At 68.1% G+C, this 17356-nt stretch carries 18 protein-coding genes and 1 pseudogene; 13 read left to right on the top strand and 6 right to left on the bottom strand.

Annotated features, from left to right (window positions below):
* Positions 1 to 422: 422 nt before the first annotated feature.
* Positions 423 to 779: a hypothetical protein gene (locus tag AB0I79_RS61925; RefSeq protein WP_357895660.1), complete on the bottom strand. Its 357-nt coding sequence runs from the start codon at positions 777 to 779 to the stop codon at positions 423 to 425.
* Between the two features lie 975 nt (positions 780 to 1754).
* Here AB0I79_RS61925 and AB0I79_RS61920 point away from each other — a divergent pair.
* The gene (locus AB0I79_RS61920) at positions 1755 to 1955 is read left to right on the top strand and encodes a hypothetical protein (protein WP_357895658.1); all 201 of its coding nucleotides are present in this window, start codon (positions 1755 to 1757) and stop codon (positions 1953 to 1955) included.
* 956 nt (positions 1956 to 2911) lie between these two features.
* On the opposite strand, the gene AB0I79_RS61915 is transcribed toward AB0I79_RS61920, so the two are convergent.
* Together AB0I79_RS61915 and AB0I79_RS61910 are read right to left on the bottom strand one after the other, a co-directional pair.
* A complete protein-coding gene (locus AB0I79_RS61915) occupies positions 2912 to 3418 on the bottom strand; it encodes a single-stranded DNA-binding protein (protein ID WP_357895656.1) in 507 nt (168 codons plus the stop codon).
* An 88-nt stretch (positions 3419 to 3506) separates the two neighbouring features.
* On the bottom strand, positions 3507 to 3698 hold the full coding sequence (locus AB0I79_RS61910) for a hypothetical protein (protein WP_357895653.1): 192 nt from the start codon (positions 3696 to 3698) through the stop codon (positions 3507 to 3509).
* Positions 3699 to 4310: 612 nt separating this feature from the next.
* Here AB0I79_RS61910 and AB0I79_RS61905 point away from each other — a divergent pair.
* Together AB0I79_RS61905 and AB0I79_RS61900 are read left to right on the top strand one after the other, a co-directional pair.
* The gene (locus AB0I79_RS61905; RefSeq protein ID WP_357895650.1) at positions 4311 to 4844 is read left to right on the top strand and encodes a hypothetical protein; all 534 of its coding nucleotides are present in this window, start codon (positions 4311 to 4313) and stop codon (positions 4842 to 4844) included.
* An 82-nt stretch (positions 4845 to 4926) separates the two neighbouring features.
* Positions 4927 to 5553: a hypothetical protein gene (locus tag AB0I79_RS61900; protein ID WP_357895647.1), complete on the top strand. Its 627-nt coding sequence runs from the start codon at positions 4927 to 4929 to the stop codon at positions 5551 to 5553.
* Between the two features lie 751 nt (positions 5554 to 6304).
* Here the strand turns inward: AB0I79_RS61900 and AB0I79_RS61895 are convergent.
* Entirely contained in the window at positions 6305 to 7186 is an 882-nt protein-coding gene (locus AB0I79_RS61895) for a CPBP family intramembrane glutamic endopeptidase (protein WP_357895644.1), read from the bottom strand.
* Between the two features lie 45 nt (positions 7187 to 7231).
* Between AB0I79_RS61895 and AB0I79_RS61890 the strand changes: the two genes are divergently transcribed.
* Both AB0I79_RS61890 and AB0I79_RS61885 read left to right on the top strand, forming a co-directional pair.
* Positions 7232 to 7867, top strand: coding sequence for a TetR/AcrR family transcriptional regulator (locus AB0I79_RS61890; RefSeq protein ID WP_357895641.1), 636 nt, complete (start codon positions 7232 to 7234; stop codon positions 7865 to 7867).
* 260 nt (positions 7868 to 8127) lie between these two features.
* Positions 8128 to 8316: a hypothetical protein gene (locus AB0I79_RS61885; RefSeq protein ID WP_357895638.1), complete on the top strand. Its 189-nt coding sequence runs from the start codon at positions 8128 to 8130 to the stop codon at positions 8314 to 8316.
* Between the two features lie 22 nt (positions 8317 to 8338).
* Here the strand turns inward: AB0I79_RS61885 and AB0I79_RS61880 are convergent, their stop codons facing one another.
* On the bottom strand, positions 8339 to 8962 hold the full coding sequence (locus AB0I79_RS61880; RefSeq protein ID WP_357895635.1) for a LysE family translocator: 624 nt from the start codon (positions 8960 to 8962) through the stop codon (positions 8339 to 8341).
* A gap of 108 nt (positions 8963 to 9070) precedes the next feature.
* Here AB0I79_RS61880 and AB0I79_RS61875 point away from each other — a divergent pair, with 108 nt between their 5' ends.
* From AB0I79_RS61875 to AB0I79_RS61865, 3 genes and pseudogenes are all read left to right on the top strand, one after another.
* The gene (locus AB0I79_RS61875; RefSeq protein WP_357895632.1) at positions 9071 to 10024 is read left to right on the top strand and encodes a LysR family transcriptional regulator; all 954 of its coding nucleotides are present in this window, start codon (positions 9071 to 9073) and stop codon (positions 10022 to 10024) included.
* A 58-nt stretch (positions 10025 to 10082) separates the two neighbouring features.
* A pseudogene (locus AB0I79_RS61870) lies at positions 10083 to 10283 on the top strand (integrase core domain-containing protein); the annotation flags it as partial.
* A gap of 433 nt (positions 10284 to 10716) precedes the next feature.
* On the top strand, positions 10717 to 11358 hold the full coding sequence (locus AB0I79_RS61865) for an acyltransferase (protein ID WP_357895629.1): 642 nt from the start codon (positions 10717 to 10719) through the stop codon (positions 11356 to 11358).
* 83 nt (positions 11359 to 11441) lie between these two features.
* On the opposite strand, the gene AB0I79_RS61860 is transcribed toward AB0I79_RS61865, so the two are convergent.
* Positions 11442 to 12866, bottom strand: a complete 1425-nt coding sequence (locus AB0I79_RS61860) for a PLP-dependent aminotransferase family protein (RefSeq protein ID WP_357895626.1) — start codon at positions 12864 to 12866, stop codon at positions 11442 to 11444.
* Positions 12867 to 12956: 90 nt separating this feature from the next.
* Between AB0I79_RS61860 and AB0I79_RS61855 the strand changes: the two genes are divergently transcribed.
* The 5 genes from AB0I79_RS61855 (at position 12957) to AB0I79_RS61835 (ending at position 17295) form a co-directional block, all read left to right on the top strand.
* Positions 12957 to 13895, top strand: a complete 939-nt coding sequence (locus AB0I79_RS61855; RefSeq protein ID WP_357895623.1) for an ornithine cyclodeaminase family protein — start codon at positions 12957 to 12959, stop codon at positions 13893 to 13895.
* A gap of 29 nt (positions 13896 to 13924) precedes the next feature.
* Complete coding sequence (locus AB0I79_RS61850; protein WP_357895620.1) at positions 13925 to 14833, top strand: PhzF family phenazine biosynthesis protein; 909 nt, start codon at positions 13925 to 13927, stop codon at positions 14831 to 14833.
* Positions 14834 to 14845: 12 nt separating this feature from the next.
* Complete coding sequence (locus AB0I79_RS61845) at positions 14846 to 15520, top strand: hypothetical protein (protein ID WP_357895617.1); 675 nt, start codon at positions 14846 to 14848, stop codon at positions 15518 to 15520.
* Positions 15521 to 15804: 284 nt separating this feature from the next.
* On the top strand, positions 15805 to 16710 hold the full coding sequence (locus AB0I79_RS61840) for an NADP-dependent oxidoreductase (RefSeq protein WP_357895614.1): 906 nt from the start codon (positions 15805 to 15807) through the stop codon (positions 16708 to 16710).
* A 162-nt stretch (positions 16711 to 16872) separates the two neighbouring features.
* A complete protein-coding gene (locus AB0I79_RS61835) occupies positions 16873 to 17295 on the top strand; it encodes a hypothetical protein (protein WP_357895611.1) in 423 nt (140 codons plus the stop codon).
* Positions 17296 to 17356 lie beyond the last annotated feature (61 nt).

Below are 17356 nucleotides of genomic sequence, written 5' to 3'. Positions count from 1 at the left end.
CTCTCGGTTATTCCGTATTTCCGGAATAACCGAACTATAGCGCCTGGGAGCTGTCATGCAATGGCCCTGAGTCCTCTGACTGTCTTCGGCCTCTCCAGCCGTGTTGGGCGGCATGAGCGGACCCCGCCGACAGGTAGACCTGAACAACGTCACTCGCAACCATCCGGAACCAGATATCGTTCCCCAGGTCAGCGTGTGTCCCTTCCGACAACTTCATACGGAAGGGACAAGTGTCGTGTGGCGATTGCAGGTGAAGCTGTCGGTGTTCGCGTGTTGTTGTCGATGCTCATGTCGGTGTCCGACTGGGGCGCGTCTGGCCGAGCGTGGGTGCCGGAGGTTCGCCCACCTGGGCGTCGTGCTTGACGCTGCCCGGTGACGGGATGGCGGACGTCGCGCGCCCGCCATCCCGTTGTGGTGCTGGCTTATGCGGTGATCGGCGGGTTCTGGTGCACGTGCTGCGTTTGCGTCTTGTTGGCCTCGGCGCTGGCGAGGATGTCGGGCAGGTGCTTCTTGATGATGGTGCGCAGGCGGCGTTCGCTCAGGCCGGACCAGTTCACGACCTCGCGCACCAGCGGCTCGATGTCGGCGAGGTCCGGGAGCGGCGGTGGCAGGATGCCGGCTTCCTCCGCGCGCCTGAGCAGGCGCCCGTACTCGTGGCACCAGTCCTGGTGCTCGCCGAACTCCTCCATCTCCTCACGCGTCATCGGCAGGGCCTTGAGCGCGATTTCCGCGTGTTGGGGGTAGGCCTGCACTTCCGGGTCGGTGACCGGGAAGCGCACCAGCGGGTTGTCCGAGGCGAGCAGGTTCCGGTAGGCGTCGGCCTGGGTCCGCTTGCGTGCTTGGTCCAGCGCGGGGCAGGGCGGAGCTTTGCCGGTCCTCCGCCTGGAAGTAGGCGTCGACCTGGTCGGGGGACATGGTGTGGTCCCAGGTCGGGACCGGATGCGCGCGCCGGACGCGGTCGGCTTCGATGCGGTGGTTGCGGTCGTTGAGGGCGTCGTAGTACGCCTGCACCTCAGGCAGCATGGCGGACGTTCCTTTTGTGGGTCGATGGACGGGGCTGCCGGAAGAGGGCGGTGGTGAGGGCCCGGGGCCGAGGCGGCGGGCTTGCCCTCTTCCGGCAGCGAGCCGTCGGCGGCGCGGCGAAGCGGCCCGGCCACCGGCCGGTCCGGCCTGGTCCAAGATGTTTTGCGCAGCAAAAGATCTCTGGGGTAGGCCGGGCTCGTCCCGCCCCCGGGGGCGGTGCGGTACCAGGCCGGGCTGGGCGGGGCGAGAGGCCGGTTGCGGGGCGCGCCGCCGTGACGCAGGCTGCGAAGCCGGAACGGGGGTGCCGCGTGCTGGCCTGGGTGTTGGCGGCGCCTTCGGCCGCTTGTGGCCGAAGGCGAGGGCGCAGGACGGTACACCGGGATGCGCCGGGGTGGGGCCGTCGCTGCCTCGGCTCCTGGGATTTAGCCGGATCAGAGGTGCTATCCGCTGAGTCGCGGGGGCGAGGGCTCAGCGGATGATGCGCGTCCCGGGACGGGCGCAGTGGATCAGATGGGGCGCGTGATGGCGCGCCCGGTGGTTGCGCTGTGCCCTGGGTGGACCGGCCCTCTTGCCAATGCCGGGCGGCGCAACGGCGGCCGAGGTGGCCGGTGGCAGGTCAGTGGAGACCGGGGGGCGGCGTTCGGCGGCGCGGCGGCGATCGAGCGCTTTCTGGCGCGGGGCACTTGAGCGAGCACACCATGCGCGCCTGTCTTCGCTTGCACGGTGCCGACGTGGCCTGGCTGATCTCGCTGGAGCATGCGGCCACGCGCCCGGATGCCTTCGATGGCGTTAGCGGCGGCGGCGAGGCCGCGTTGAGTGCCTGCGCGCGGCATCTGCTGCAGCTGGGCCGTGCTGGCCTCGACCGACCAGGCGCTGCCCGTGGTCTGAACGTCCAGTGGGCGCGCATGCTACGGCGGGACGCGCTGGCGTAGCCTGGTAGGCCGCGCTTGACCGCGCCGCCGACTGCTGCGGCGTGTGGGACCCGGCCATCGTCTTGGTCTTCCTCTCCAGCGGTGCCTGCGGCGAGGAATGCATCTGGGTGAGCGTGGGGTGTCGTGATCTCCTTCCATCTCGGTGGGCTGCTGGTCAGGTGCGACGAGGTGCGGATCGCGCCTTGTGGCCCGTCTCGGCGTGACCGGCTGGCGGCTTGGCTGTGGCAGGGCGGCGCGCAGCCTGTGGGGCCTTGTCCTGCGGGGTGTGGGTGGCGGGGTGGTTGGGGTTGGCGGCGCGAGGATCGCCGGCCAGAAGCGGAGCGCTAGCGGAGTCTTCTGGCCGGCGAGACGAGCGCCCGCGCGCAGGGGCGGCCGCCAGGCCGATCCCTGCGGGACGCGAGCGTAGCGAGCGCCCTGCGCGCGGATAGATGAGGGCCGGCACCGGGTGCGGCGGGAAAGGGCCGCATCGTGGGGACCGGTCCGGATGGTGGTTTTGTCGAGCCGGTTTGTGCCGGTGGCGGGCAGCTCATCGTTTCCGGGCGGGTGGTGGGAGGGCGAGCTATGGGGTGGGGGGCGGCCGTCGCGGGCTGGGGTGGTGTGGACGGCTTGACCGCTCCCCCACGATCGCCGCTGCGGCGTGTTTGGCGAGTTCGTCCGGTCCTGCTCGCAGCAGGGTGTTGATCGAGCGCAGGTTGATGGGCCGGCTGCTGTGGTCGTCTGGGCCGGTGATGCGGGCGTGGTGAGGGGCGTTGTCGGCGAAGGTTATCTGCAAGAGCCAGGATGGGCGCCGCAGTGTGATCACGGGGGCGGTGGCGGTTTCGACGGTCCAGCCGTGTCGGCGTGCGCGGCGGGTTAGCGCGTCCGGGTGCATGAGGTCGTCTTTCGCGTGATCTGCCGGGGTGGTGATGGGTGGTGCGGTGGGCGGAACGGTCGGGGTTCCGCCCACCGTGTGATGATCAGAGTTGCGGTTCGGCGTCCGAGCTGGTGCCGTCACTGGTCCCGTTGACGGTGGTGGCCAGGGCGGGTTCGGTGTCGGGGCGCCCGGTGAAGGCGTTGGCCCACGGGTCTTCGGAAGGGGCGGCAGCGGGGGTGCGGCCGTTCTTGGCCGGGGTGAGTCTGACCGTGGTGTTGCGCAGGGACGGGCCTACCTCGATGACCTCGAGTTCGTAGACGGTGCGCTTGTCGCCTTCTGCGGTTTCGTAGGTGCGCTGCTTGAGGCGGCCTTCGACGATGACGCGCATGCCGCGTTGCAGTGACTCGGCGACGTGCTCGGCCTGCTGGCGCCAGACGCTGCAGGTCATGTAGAGCGGGCGGCCGTCCTTCCATTGGCCGCTTTGGCGGTCGAGGAAGCGTGGGGAGGAGGCGACGCGGAAGCGGGCGACGGCGTCGCCGGTGGGGGTGAAGCGCAGTTCGGGGTCGTCGGTGAGGTTGCCGGTGAGGGTGATGACGATGTCGTTGGCCATGGTGGGGCTCCTTCGCTGGACGTGGTTCGGATGGGAGGGGCCTCGATGCGTGCGGGGGCGGGTGATCGTCCCGCCCCCGGGGAGGGGGTTAGGACGGGAGGTCGCGGTCGGCGGCCGCGTTGAGGTGGTGCGCTTCGACGGCTTCGGCCACGCAGTCGGGGCAGATCCGGCCGCCGGCGAGCAGGGCCCAGCTGTGTTGCAGCAGGACCGGCTCGCCGCAGCGGGAGCAGGCGGTGACGTCGGTGGCGTAGGGGCGGATGCCGAGGGTGAGGCGCTTCATCGAGGGGTCCCTTCCGTCCGCGGCCCCCGGGTGGGTGGCCGCTTCGTGTTCCGGTGCGGGAGACCCCGCAGGCGGGAGGGAGGAGGGCAACCGAGCGGCCCCGCGTGAGGAAGATGTTTTCCGCGCGGGGTCGGTGAGGTGGCGGAGCCGGTGGGCTTCCGCGTGGAAAAGATCTTGCTTGCGCGGGGTTGAGCCGCTTGGTTGCGGGACGACCGTACGGCTGCGAGGGTGACTGTGCCGGGACGCGGGGTGGCCGCCCACCCGGCCTCGAGGATGGGAGGGAACCCCGCGGGGGGCGCGTCGTCGCTGACCACTCCCCCCGGGTTGCCGCCGTGGCTCAGACCTCTGCGCGGGAGGGTCACCATGCGGGCCGGCTTGGCTTGCGTCTGTGGGGTTACAGATGTTGGCGCTCTTGTGAGGGCTCGGCGTTCGTGGCGGGGTGCTGGTGGTCCTGTCCGTCTGCGAGGCGGCGAGCGGGTGCCGGAGGGTTTGAGCTCGACTGGCCGACGCGGGATGGCGCATGAGCAGCAGGCCGGTGAGACGAACCTGAGGCAGACGCCCGAAGAATTCGATGTTGTGTGCGAAAATGGGATGGGTGGTCCAGTCCATCTGATGAAGGACGCCCTCCTTTGGGCGGTGGTCATCTCGCTGGCGCTCATGGGCGGGTTACACGGGGAGGGGTTCTCGTGGGGAGGTGCAGTGGACGACGGCTCGGATGACGTTGTGTGTGTACGGCTGATGCAGCGCGGTCGGCGGTATGAGCTGGTCGCGCGTCCGTTGGTGGACGGTCGCCTGGCGATCGAGGTCAGCGGCGGTGCCGCTGACGGTGATCCGGTGGCGGTGCTGAGCGGCAGCCTGCCTGCCGCTGATCTTGGTTTGTTGGCTGATCTGGTCGGGTTCCTGAGGGCGAGATGCGGTCAGGAGGACAATGGCCAGATCTCGGTGGTCGAACAGCAGAGGCTCACGCACGCTGACGCCTATCGCGGTTGGACCGCTGAGCAGGACGAGAAGCTGCGGCAGCTCGCCTGCCGGCCGGACGCTTCGGTGAAGGGGCTGGCTGCGGCCCTTCAGCGGAGTGAGGGGGCGATCAGATCGCGGCTGCGGCGGCTGCGCATCGACAAGCTGCCGCATCAAGCCCCGGCCTAGCTCGCCTCAGCACCCGCACCGCCGAGGAGTTCCCGGCTGCTCGCGGGTGAGCGGCACCGGTCCGTAGCGGATAATCGAGGCCGTGATCATCATGGATGCCGTTCTGGAGACCGAGGCGGACGCCGGCTTCGCCGCCTGGCCGGTCGCTGCAGAGGCCCGGGACGGCGTCCTTGTGCTGTCCGGCCGGATGAGCCGGATCGAGGTCGGTGCCGCGATGGCGGTCATCTTCGACTACGGCGGCATCCCGACCGCGCCGATCGGCGATCTGCATCATCTTCTGGACCGGCATCTGGCCGACGCCGGAGGGCTTGTCGCCCCAGGCGGGCTCCGCGTCAGGGACACGACCGCCAAGGCCGAGATCCTGCCGGGCTGCTGCTGCGGCCTGGAGAACTGGCGGCAGTGGCGCGACGTCCTGCATCAGGGGAGTATCTGGCTCGGGCATGATCCCGGCACTGATCTGGCCTACACGGGTGGGGTCGTCCGGCTCAGGCAGGAGCTCGGCTCCGGCTCGCGGCCTGCGCGTGTCAGCGAGGTGGAGATCCAGCTCGACGAGCTGCCCGCGCTCTTGGCCGGGGTCCAGCTGCGGCTGCAGGGATTCCTGCGCCTGGTCCACGCGTGGGCGGGCGAGATCGCGCCTCGTGCCGCCGGCCGTCTCGTCACCGTCCTCGATGAGAACTTCCACATCAACGGCAGTCTCGAACTCGGCTGAGAACAAGCACCACGGCCCAGAGGTAAGGGGCGCGATCTGACGGCGTCACGACGGCGCCGCTCAGGTTCGATGGGGGTGTGCGGCCCTGCGTGGAGTCAGTTCCGCTGTGATGAGCTCTTCGATCCGGCTGGCGTCGCTGAGCCCTGGTACGCAGATGGTCTCGCTGGCGTCCAGGGTGGCGGGTGCAGCGTTGATGACCTCGTTCATCGGCATGCTGCCCTGTGGATGTGTCCATGGCGCGCGTCCGGGCACCGGCTTCGCGCCGGTGGTCAGGCGGGAACTCGGTGGCGGTCAGCTTGGGCAGAGCAGTTGCAGGCGCGGGGCCGTCGGCTGGCTCGGTCGCGAGTGCGCGGGTGAAAGTGGTCACCTACCCCTGGGTTCCGGCGTCCACGGCGCGCTGCGGCAACGGCCCTGGCGGCAGAGAACCGGCGAGAGCTGGCAGCAGCAAGGCCGCATCGACAACGGTGCCACGTCGCGCGCCACCATGTTGGGCACGGCGGCCCTGGTCGCAGTGGCGAGCGTGATGGCGTGGTCGATCATTACGGTTGCCGGTGGCTGGTTGAGCAGAAGCCTGCGTGGCCGCGGCTGGCGGGAGCGACTTCCCGTCGAGCAACGAGCTCCTTCATGGGGTGTTCACGAGTGTGTACGGCCTGGGACGAAGTGATGGGGCGGAAGATCGCTTCCCGGAATGAAAGAGATCGTTTCCCAGGCTGGAAGGCGTCGAACCGACGAGGGTCCACGAGCGACGGCCTTACAGCATGCCCAGCAGAATGGGGGCGGCGTTCATGGCGCCGTGGACGACGAGGACGGGCCACATCAATCGGTATCGGCTCCACAGATAGCCGAGGAACAGCCCCTGCACTCCTTGATTGACGAAGGCCGAGGAGAGGTCCGTGGGAAGGTGTCCCGTGCCTTGGATGCCGACATGCCAGGCCGCCCAGAGCAGGGAAGTCAGCACGATGGCGGGCCAGCGGCCGATGATGTGCTCCCATCGGCTCTGCAACCAGCGCCGGTAGAAGACCTCTTCAAGCAGGCTGTTGACGCTGAACACCACGACGATGGTGAGTACCAGCGTGACGAGATCGACCCTCGCCGCGTAATTGCTGGACGGCACGGCCAGCGGACCTGCGTAGGTGAGAGCGAGCCAGGCGGTCACCGGCGCGACGGGACCGTAGTGCCGCCAGGTCGCGGGCCGCTCATGGATTTGGCTGCGATCCGCGGAATCGCGCCGTGGCAGCCAGAACAGCAGTGCGGGTAGGGCGAGCAGCAGGATGAGCTTCAGCAGCGTGTGAGCAGGTTCACCGCCGCCTGACAACCATGACCCCGCGGCGAAGAGTGTGGCTGAGACCAAGAGGAGGATGGCCTGGAGGTGAAGGCCGCCGCGTGCCGGTGCGGCGCCAGTGGAAGTCGTCCTGGGGGGCAGCAGCCGTATGAAGACCAGTCCAGTGAGGGCCGGGATCCAGCGGTGCCACATGGGGACGGTGTCGACGTGGTCGGCCGAGTAGCGGATGCCGCTATTGCCGCTCAGCGCCAGCCATAACGCCGCTCCGGCGATCAGGGCCAGGCCGGCGACCAGAAGGCCCAGGCCCAGCGTCGGGTGATGCGGAGATGACCGCCATGCCTTATTTCGCACGCTTGTACTTTATAGGGAATCGTACAGGCGTGCTGTAATAGGGGCATGCCGAAGATCGTGGACCACGAGCAGCGGCGCGAGGAACTCACCCGGATCGTGTGGGGCGTCATCAGCCGGGACGGGATCGAAGGGGCCACGGTCCGCAAGGTCGCCGAGGCGGCAGGCGTCTCGGTCGGCGGGTTGCGCCACTATTTCGACAATCAGCGCGGCCTGCTCAGCTTCGCCGCGCAGGCGGTCGCCAGAAGCGTCGCCAAGCGCATCACCGGTCACCTCGATGCGGACCTGCCAGGCATGCAGCGCGCCCAGCTCATCCTCGAAGAGTTGCTTCCCCTCGACGACAACCGCCGCGTCGAGGTAGACGTATGGCTGGCATGTCTGGTGCGCTCGCATGTGGATGAGTCCCTGGCGGAGCTGCGTGACGCGAGTTGGTCGGGGGAACGCCACATCTGCCGCCTGGCGATCGCCTCCTGCCACGGCCTGCCGCTCCCCGATCGGGTGGGAGAGGAGTTCGCCGACACCGGTCTGGAAGGCCAGGCCGCGCGCCTCCATGTGTTCGTGGACGGCCTGACGCTCCAGACAGCGACCTTCCCACACAACTTCACGCCTCAAGCCATGCGGCGGATCGTGCACGACGAACTACGCCTCATTGAGGCGCAGTCCAAGTCACTGCGGCCTGGCTGACAGCTCGGCGACGTCATCCCGAACGTCGCGCGCGGATGGCGATGACCGTGGAAGACCCACATGGTTGCGGCATGAGACGATCGACGCGGATCTCGGAGTTTGGAGCGGCTGCGGCAGGCGCCCAAGCGGCAGTCGGGCACCGAGATGGTCGAGGCGCTCAAGCGGGTGGACGACGTGCCGTTCAGCCCACATGTCGACGTCGCCTGGCGCGTCGCTGCTGTCAGGCTGGTTTCACTAACGAGTTTGGGACCGCGATTCGTATGAGTTCTGGGTACCAGTTCGCGATCTTCGGGGTGCAGGTCGTCGCGCAGGGCGGCCAGCCGGGCGGGCTCGCCGTCGGCGAGGTCGCGGGCGGCCAAGGCGGCGGCGGTGCCGAGCGCGGCGGCCAGGACGGCGTCATCGCGATTGCCGCGCTGGTCGTGCCGCTGCCTCGGCGGGAAGCGGCGTGAAGAGGGAATGCCGGCCCGGCCCTCAGGCACCTGCTACCACCGCGGCGCCCAGCCCCAGGAGGACGACGCCGGTGGTCACGCTGAGCCCCCGCAGGACGGCCGGCCGCGATACCAGGGCGCGCCCTCGCCTGACGGCCCAGGTGAGCAACATGTACCAGGAGGCGCTGACGAGCGCCCACAGGGCTCCCAGGGCGACGGTCGACAGGAACACCGGGCCTTTCGCGGTCACGAACTGGGGCAGTACCGAGACGGCGAACATGCCCGCCTTGGGATTGCCGAGGTTGGTGATCAGGCCGGTGAGATATCCGCCCGCGAAGCCAGTGCTGCGCTCGCCCTCGCCGGGCGGGCGGGTGGGGACGGTGGTGAGCGCGGTCCGCAGCGTCTTCGCCCCGAGGATCATCAGCACGATGCCGCCTGCGATCCGGAGCACCGCGTACGCGGTGGGGCTGGCCAGCAGGACGGCGGACAGTCCGGCCGCGGCGGCCGTGGACCACAGCAGGAAGCCACTGGCATTACCCGCGAGCGTGCCTTGGAGCGTACGTTGGCCGCCTTCCAGAGCCTGCCGGATCATCAGAGCTTGACTCGCGCCTGGCAGCATCGCCAGCAGCAAGGTGGTGGCGATGAAAACGGGCACATGCGTGGGCATGGGGAAGAACCCCTTCCGGGAGTGCGGCCGATGGGTGTTCCACCAGGCTTCCTGTCTCGCGGCCCTAAGAGAAGTTAAAAGAGAAGGGTGCAGCATTAGAATTAGCGAATGCTGGTGGATCCGGGACAGCTGCGGCTTCTCGCATTGATCGAGCGGCACGGCTCACTGACAGCGGCGGCTCGCGCCCTCCAGCTCACGCCCGCGGCGGTCACCCAGCAGGTGGCCAAGGCCGAGCGTGACTGGCAGGTGCCCCTGGTCATCCGTGGCCCTCGCGGAGCAACGCTCACCGCGGCCGGTGCGCTGCTCGCCTCCCACGGCCGAACTGTGGAGGAGGCATCGGACAGGGCCGGGGCCGAACTGGCCGCACTGCTCGGCCACCTCTCGCTCCGTCTGCGGATCGGCACGTTCCAGGCAGCTGCCCTGCACCTGCTGCCACCAGCCCTGACGGCTCTGCGACACCGCCATCCGGACGCCGACGTCTCCGTCATAGACGTGGTGTCCGGACGCGGAGCGGACGAGATCAGCGCGGGCCGCCTGGACGTGGCCATCGTCGCGTCCTGGGGCACGCCGCTCACGCCACCCCCACACATACGAGCCCACTCGCTCCTGCTGGACCCGATGGTCGTGGTTCTCCCCGATGACCATCGACTGGCCACCGGGCAGCCCGCGGACACCGAACTTCACCTGGAACAACTGCGCGACGAATCGTGGGTTTCCATCCTGGCCGGCCATGCCGCCCGCGAACAGTTCCACGACGCTGCCCACAAGGCCGGTTTCACTCCCACCACGCGGTTCGAGACCGAGTCCTACGACGTCGCCCAAGCCCTCGTCGGCACCGGCATCGCAGTAGCCCTGGTCTCGCGCCTGGCCCTGACCCATGCGCCTGGCACCACCCATCGCGAACTGGCCCGCCCCAGGCCCTACCGGCAGCTCTACGCCGTGACCAAAACCGACGCCAGCCTCACACCACTCGCAGACATGATCATCGACCTCCTACGTGATGTCGCCCGCGACATCACCGCCACCTGGGAGGCCCCCCTGCAACAAAAGCACGGAGCCTGATAGCCACGGTTCTGCATCGGCACCGCCTGGTCCGGAGCCGGCCGGCCCCGCTCCGACCGCCGGCATCGACGCCTCCATCGGCACGGTGGGCGACGCGCTCGACAACGCCCTGATGGAATCGCAGATCGGCTTGTTCAAGACCGAGCTGATCAAACCCCGAGGCCCATGGCGCAGCCTGGCCCACGTGGAACTGGCCACCGCCGAATGGGTGGCCTGGTCCAACACCACCCGCCTGCACTCAGTCATCGGACATCTCCCGGCCCGAGGAGTTCGAGGCGATCTACTACGCTCAACACCCACCCCAACGAAGCCCTAGCAATCAACCGCTGAGGTCTCCATCAAAGCCGGGGCGGTTCAGTCGTGCCGCCGAGCCGCTCCACGACCTGCTCGCCCTGACCGCCTCCAGCCTATGGTCGGCGCCGAGTACCCTCTCGACCAGGCCGCAACCGCCCTCACCGCCCTGACCACCCGCCGCACCACCGACAAGATCATCCTCCGCATGACGCCAAGCCCTTTCCCCGCCCGTGCTGATTCGGGGTGTGTCCAGGGTTTCGGCGTATCTCGATCTTGACTAGTGCCGTATCAGCCAACGTTCGCACTGTAGTGCCTCAGATCGCGGATGGCATGTCTCGGCGAACGCGACGTCTGAAAACCGCCAGCATGCTCGCGGCCGGTCGGGTGAAAATCCGCTCGTGATCGCTGAAACGCAGGGAATCCGCATCCGGCATCGCGGGCATGAACCGCAGGTTCATCCCACCGCCTACGTCGCCCCGACGGCCACGCTGGTCGGTGATGTGCGCGTGGGGCCGAGGGCGCGCGTGATGTACGGTGCGGTGCTCGATGCCGAGGGGTCTCGGATCGAGGTCGGGGAGGCGTCGGTGATCTGCGAGAACGCGGTGCTGCGCGGGTCTGCGGTCGCTGGCGATCAGCCGGTGCTTGTCGGCGACCACGTCTTCGTGGGGCCGCATGCCACGCTGCTGGGCTGCGAGGTCGGCCGGTGCGTCTATGTGGCGACCACGGCGACGGTTCTGCAGTGCGCACGGTTGGGGGCTGGCTCGGTTGTCGCTGTCGGCGCGCTCGTCCATGCGCGCACCGTTCTGCCGGACGAGTACTTCGTGCCGCCGCACACCGTGGCGCTTGACACGCCGGTGCGGCTGCTGGCCGCTGGTGATCCGGGCTTGGCCGAGGCCGTCGGCCGGGTGGGCTTCGCGCAGGTGGCGTTCGGTGTCGATGCGGAGTGGACCGACCGGATCGGCCGGTACGAGCAGATCGCGGAGGTGCGCGTCGCCGAGTTCGGCACGCACGCGGACGATGAGGTTCTGGATCTTGGCTAGAGGGCACCGCAGCGGCCGTAGATGTGGCTTTGCTCGCCCTTGCTCAACCCGCGCATTGGTGATCTTCTCTCAGAATCGTGAGCTCAGGGGCGGGTGGCCGATCCCCGGGTTGCCTTCTCGGTCGTCACTTCCTCAAGCGCCCGGCTCAGCCTGTGTACTGCCTCTGGACGCATACTGGGTGGAATGTCCACCGGGAGGCGCAGACGGCGGTGCACCAGGCGGTCGGGGCTGAAGCGCGCCGCATCGACGAGTCGCAGACCGTGGCGGCTCGCGGTCGCGACGAGATCCGAGCTCGTCACGTCTGGGGGCAGGCGGCACCACAGGCTGGGACCGCTGGCGTCCGGCGACACCTGCAGTGAAGGAGCGGCCGAGGCCAGGGACGCCGTGAGCGTGTGGGCGGCCTCGGAGAGGTGTCGGCGGCGCGCCTTGAGAAGAGCGGGATAGTCCTTGAGGAGGAGGGCTGCGGCGATCTGCTCGAGCATTGGTGTTCCCAGGTCGGATCTGCTCTTCTCGGACGCGAGCCGATGTGCCGTTGCCCGGTCCGTGCGCGCCCAGCCCACTCGCAGACCTCCCCAGACGGTCTTGCTGAGGGAGCCGATGCGTACGATCCGGGCGGACCGGTGAAACCGGAGGATCGCCCCGTCCGAGGGCGGGGCGAGATCGGTGAGGGTGTCGTCCACCAAGATCAGCGCCCCTGTTGTCCGGGTCGCCTGGCGAAGCGCTTCACGCTGCGTCGCATCCATCGAGAGCCCAGTCGGATTGTGCAGCCCGGGCATGAGGTAGGCGAGGCTCACCCTGGGGTTCCGCAACCCTGCGAGCAACGCCGGGAGGGACCATTTGCCGTCGACCGCGACCGCCTCGAACCGTGCGTTGCGGGCACGGAACGTATCAAGAGCGCCGGGGTAGGTCGGAGACTCGATCAGCACCCGGTCGAGCGCATTGAGGCTCGTTCGGATCACCAGGTTCATGGCTTGTTGTGCGCCTGTGGTGACGCATATCTGGTCGGCATCCGTGTCCAGGCCCCGGCTGGAGTAGAGATGGGCGATCGCGACGCGGAGCTCTGCCAACCCCGCGGCACTGTAGCCCGTTCCGGCGAACGCCAGCCGGTCGAGTGCGGCGTGAAAGGCGGCGTGCACTTCTGGCGGGGGCGCTGAGGGAGCCGCCGCGGACCAATCGATCTCCTGCCGGGATCGTTCTGACGTGATGGGAGCCGTCCAGGGCGCCATGGACTCAAGCGTGGCGTCCGGAGGGAGCCTCACGACGGTGCCGGAGCCATGGCGTGTGGTCAGGAACCCGCGATCTCGTAGATGGGCCAGTGCGCCGACGACAGTTGCGCGGCTGATCTGCAGGTCGCACGCCAGCGGCCGCTCGGCGGGCAGCCGGGTGCCGACAGGCAGACGCCCGTCGAGGATGAGGCCCGCCAAGCGGTCGGCCAAACCCTCGGCGAGCCCGGCCGCCGAGCGCCACGAGCCCAGCAGCGTGACGAGGTTTGATGAAGAAATTCGCACCCGACCAGTCCACTATCTCTCAAGTGGCATGTCCAGCGGCGGCTGAGCGGTGACAGGGTGAGGACGTCACAGACAGCAGAGGAGACAGCGGTGCGGGTCATAACGTCGGAACAGGTCAAGACCGCCCTGGAACTGGTGGACTTTGTGGAGCCGATGGGCCGTGCCCTGGCCGCCTACAGCCGGGGAGACGTGCTCGCCGCACCGATGTCGCTTTTCGAGGTGCCCGGCGGGGAAACGCACATCAAGGCCGCCGTGCTGCGCGGCGGGAGTCGCTGGTCCGTCAAAGTCGTCACCAACGTCCCTGCCAACGCCGCTCGCGGTCTCCCCGCCGCGCACGCCACCGTCACGTTGTTCGATGTGGACTCCGGACAGCCGGTCGTGCTCATTCAGGACGACGGTGGCAGGCTGACCGGCTGGCGTACCGCAGCGGTCGGGGCCATCTCGGCGCAGCTGCTGGCACCGCCCACGCGCACTTTGCTGGTCGCGGGGACCGGGCAGCAGGCGCGGCTGCAGGTGCAAGCGTTCGCCTCGGTCCAGGAGTTCTCGAGATTGCTGATCTGGGGGCGCAGGGCGGACGCGGTCGGCCGTATGGCTGCGGAACTGCGCATGATGCTGCCGCAGGTCGACGTCGTGGCCGTGTCCGACTTGGAGCGGGCCGTGGCCGAGGCGCAATCGGTGATCACGGCGACATCGAGCACCGAACCGTTCCTGAGGGGTGAATGGCTGCGTCCGGGCCACCATGTGACTGCCCTCGGCGCCGACGACCTGGCCAAGCGGGAGCTGGACGCCACTGCGTTCGGCCGGGCGGACAGAGTCTACGTCGACTCGATTGCCCAGAACTTGGAGGTCGGGGAGCTTCACGATGCCGTCGATGCCGGGGTCCTGGACGCGGGGAGCCTGGTGGAGCTCGGCACGTTGTGGATGAATCCGGTCCGCAGGAAGCCGGACGAGATCACGATCGCCAAATTGACGGGCATCGGAGTTCAGGACCTCGCCGCTGCGGAGGTCGTACTCGAGCGCGTCCCGTAGAAGCTGTTCACGTTCCACTGCCAGATTGGATGGATATTGCGGTGAGTGCTGAATCCTTCGGCTACCGTCTCGCGGACGTCTTCGCCGAGCGCCGATATGAGGGCAATGGCGTCGCGGTCTTCGTTGACCCGCCACGGCTGTCGCAGTCGCAACTGATGCGGGTCACCACCGAGGTGCGGCAGTTCGAGTCGGCCTACCTGTGGCCGACACCGGATCCAACCACCTTCGAGACCAGGATCTTCGTGGTGGACAGGGAGCTCGAGTTCGCCGGCCATCCGGTTCTCGGAGCGGCTGCCGTCCTTCATGAACGGCATGGCGCCGCCGTTCACGAACAACAGTGGACGTTGCGCCTGGGCACGCGGGCCGTATCCGTACGCACCCTCCCGGACGAGAGGGGCGGATACGACGTCTCCATGGAGCAGGGCACTCCCGCATTCGGCCCCGTGATGGACGACCATTATCGATCGCGGGTGGCGCAGGCCCTGAGTCTGGAGGCGGATGACCTGGTTCCCGAGCTTCCTGTGCAGTGGGTCAGTACGGGCCTGCGGTATCTCATCGTTCCCGTCCGCCCCGACGCGTTGACGCGGGCGCGAATCGGCACGGCCATCTTCGGTGAACTGCTCGCCGAAGCAGGCGCCCTGCTCTGCTACGTCCTGGATCCGGAGAACCGGGAGGGTCGCAACTGGGTCAACGACGGGAGCGTCGAGGACATCGCCACCGGAAGCGCGTCCGGACCTGCGGCCTCCTATCTCGCCCGTTACCGGCTGGCCGACATGAACAAGACGATCGAGCTGGCCCAAGGCCGTTTCCTGAACCGGCCCAGCATCATGCGTGTCGACCTGGCGGGCGAGGCGGACAGGATCGATGGAGTCAGGCTGAGCGGCCATGTGTGCCTCACCGGGACGGGCACCATGGATGGCCCTCCGGCACTCCGTTAGGAGATTCGATTTATGCGGGGCGAGACGACTGACCCACTACATCGGTTCTTCGGCACTGCGGTGGCCCTGATGATCGCCGATAACGGCGTGTGGGAAAAGGCCGACAGGTTTCACGTCGGAGACGCGTCAGGCGTGGAAGCGGTTCGGCATCGGCTGGACCGTGCCGGCGAGGACGTCGCGATCGAAGTCGGTTTCGACACCGACGCCTTTGTCGGCCTGCGGCTGCGCCCTGCCGAGCGCAACCAGGCGAAGGAACTGGTGACAACTCTTCTCACTCAACCAGCGGGTGTTCCTCTGACTGCCGGCGAGGTCATGAGCATGGTCGACCGGCTCGCTGCGACGCGATTCGCACACGTCGAGGCCGATCACGCAGAATTAGGGGTCCTCGATCGTTGGCAGAGCCTGGGCCACATCAAGTTCGATCTCCCGCTCGTGGATGTGAATCCGCTCCGGTTGAACCCGGCCGGATTCGACCTCCACGACGCCCCAGCGCCGATCATGCTCGAGATCGTTTTCGGGCCGAAGGCAGACGGCTGGATCGCCGCCCGAGTGTCGACTCAAAGGGGCCCGCACATGCACAAGTTTGATGCGTTCAGGTTCCGCGCCTTCGCAGAAGCTGTGTGCATGAGCTTGCCGATTCCACATCCCGGCGAGTGTGCGCCACGGGATTCTCGCGGCGGGAAATGATCAGGTCGGCTCCCTGGCCACCGGCCAGACGAGGGCAGACGGCCTGCTGCGGATGTTCGGTCGCGAGGGACGGCCGTCACGATCAACCGCGGGAACACCCGACAGGCGGTCCGTTCCACCGATGTCACGGCACACACCTCCCGGCCCGCTCAAGAGTCGAGACATACCGTAGCGAGACGAACACGCCCCATAGAAAGATCGCAGCTTCATCAACCCGGCCCCTTCACCCTCCAAAATCATCCCAGTGTGGGTTTATACCGATCGAACTACTAAGGGAGTTGAGCATGCGCATCGTGCAGATCGATCACTTCGGCGGCCCTGACGTCCTGACCCTTGCTGAGGCGCCTGCACCTCGCCCGCTGGACGGCGAGGTCCTCGTAGCCGTTGTCGCCTCCGCCATCAACCCTGTTGACCACAAAACCCGTGAAGGAACCATCGGAGATGGGACCCCACCGCTGCCGATGACCTTGGGCTGGGAACTGGCGGGCATCGTCATCGACAGCCGCACCAGCGCACTGCCCGCCGGTGAACGGGTCTTCGGGATGTCTCACCAGCTTGGCACCGGACGAGGGACCTGGTCCGATCTCGTCGTCATGCCCGCCGGTTCTCTTGCCATCGCCCCCTCGACCATCAGCCTGGTGGAGGCCGCGACACTACCGCTGCCTGGGCTCACCGCCCTGCAGACCCTGGACTGGCTGGATGTTCGCGGCGGAGACCGGCTGCTGGTCACCGGAGCGGCCGGCGCGGTAGGCGGCCTGGCCGTACAACTTGCCCGAGCACGCGGCGCGCGGGTAGACGCGCTGGTTTCCAGACCAGCCCACGTCGAGGTCGCAAAGGAACTCGGGGCTGACTGGGCCACAGCAGACCGCACCATGCTTCCCGCGGCCAGCTATGACGCCGTCTTCGACACCTTTGGCGCCTTCGTCACCGACGCCGTCACCGATGAAGGTCGCTACGCCTCCATCGCCACCCAAGCCGGGCCCGTGCCCGATCTGTCCCATCGAGCGGTTCGCACCACGGTCAACCAGGTGCGCGAGGACGGCGCAGGGCTCACCGAACTGGCCACGATCGTAAATGCGGGGCGCGTGAAGGTACGAGTCGACTGCGAATACAGCCTGCGAGACGTGCAAGAAGCGCACGAGCATTTCCGCCGCGGCCAGTTGACAGGAAAGGTCGCTCTCGTCTTCTGAACAAGCAGACATCCGGGAAACGATCAGCTCAGTCGCGGGCAACGAACTCCAACACTCCCCATCGAGCCTGATCACACCCACTCGTGAACACCCCTCATCCTGACCGGCTGCACCGGCCTGGCCCCGAGTTCGGCGCAGTCCTACCGCAGCTTGCCGCGGCACATGCGCGCCACGCTGGCCCGGCTGGAACGCGACGAACAGGCGCCGCCACCGATGAAAGCCCCAAGAAGGTCAGCCCGCCCCTCCTCCCCGGCCCAGCTGGGCCGCCTGCGCGGCTGGGCCGAACGCCTGCCCGGCCAGGCCAGAGGCGACGCGCTGGCGTTGATGGCGCCCGCCTTCGGTTGCGGTCTGACCTCTGGAGAAGTGGCCGCCGTCCGCACCGGGCATCTGCGTCGCCTGGACTCCGTCGCGGTCGTGGTCACCGTCCCCGGCGCCGAGCGGTTGATCATCTGCCGCACTGCCTGGGAGGGACGTCCTGGCCCACGCCGCAGGCCGGCGCGGCGACGCCTTCGTCTTCCGGCCCGGGCGCGCCGCCAAGAACCTGTTCAGCTCCTAGTAGTGCTTTGTTACGTCGAGACCTCGTGAGACGGTCGTCGTATGACTCCGGCGGAGCTGGCTGATGTCCGTGGCTGTCTTGAGGACTTCG

The sequence above is a fragment of the Nonomuraea sp. NPDC050202 genome (genome assembly GCF_040656115.1).
GTDB lineage: Bacteria > Actinomycetota > Actinomycetes > Streptosporangiales > Streptosporangiaceae > Nonomuraea.
This window is presented reverse-complemented; position numbering and strand designations above follow the sequence as displayed.

Coding starts and splice junctions, on each gene's coding strand:
- AB0I79_RS61915 (WP_357895656.1), bottom strand. CDS start 3,418: ATGGCCAACGACATCGTCATCACCCTCACCGGCAACCTCACCGACGAC.
- AB0I79_RS61835 (WP_357895611.1), top strand. CDS start 16,873: ATGCGCGCCACGCTGGCCCGGCTGGAACGCGACGAACAGGCGCCGCCA.
- AB0I79_RS61910 (WP_357895653.1), bottom strand. CDS start 3,698: ATGAAGCGCCTCACCCTCGGCATCCGCCCCTACGCCACCGACGTCACC.
- AB0I79_RS61875 (WP_357895632.1), top strand. CDS start 9,071: ATGCTGGTGGATCCGGGACAGCTGCGGCTTCTCGCATTGATCGAGCGG.
- AB0I79_RS61880 (WP_357895635.1), bottom strand. CDS start 8,962: ATGCCCACGCATGTGCCCGTTTTCATCGCCACCACCTTGCTGCTGGCG.
- AB0I79_RS61840 (WP_357895614.1), top strand. CDS start 15,805: ATGCGCATCGTGCAGATCGATCACTTCGGCGGCCCTGACGTCCTGACC.
- AB0I79_RS61905 (WP_357895650.1), top strand. CDS start 4,311: ATGAAGGACGCCCTCCTTTGGGCGGTGGTCATCTCGCTGGCGCTCATG.
- AB0I79_RS61890 (WP_357895641.1), top strand. CDS start 7,232: ATGCCGAAGATCGTGGACCACGAGCAGCGGCGCGAGGAACTCACCCGG.
- AB0I79_RS61845 (WP_357895617.1), top strand. CDS start 14,846: ATGCGGGGCGAGACGACTGACCCACTACATCGGTTCTTCGGCACTGCG.
- AB0I79_RS61885 (WP_357895638.1), top strand. CDS start 8,128: ATGAGTTCTGGGTACCAGTTCGCGATCTTCGGGGTGCAGGTCGTCGCG.
- AB0I79_RS61850 (WP_357895620.1), top strand. CDS start 13,925: ATGGATATTGCGGTGAGTGCTGAATCCTTCGGCTACCGTCTCGCGGAC.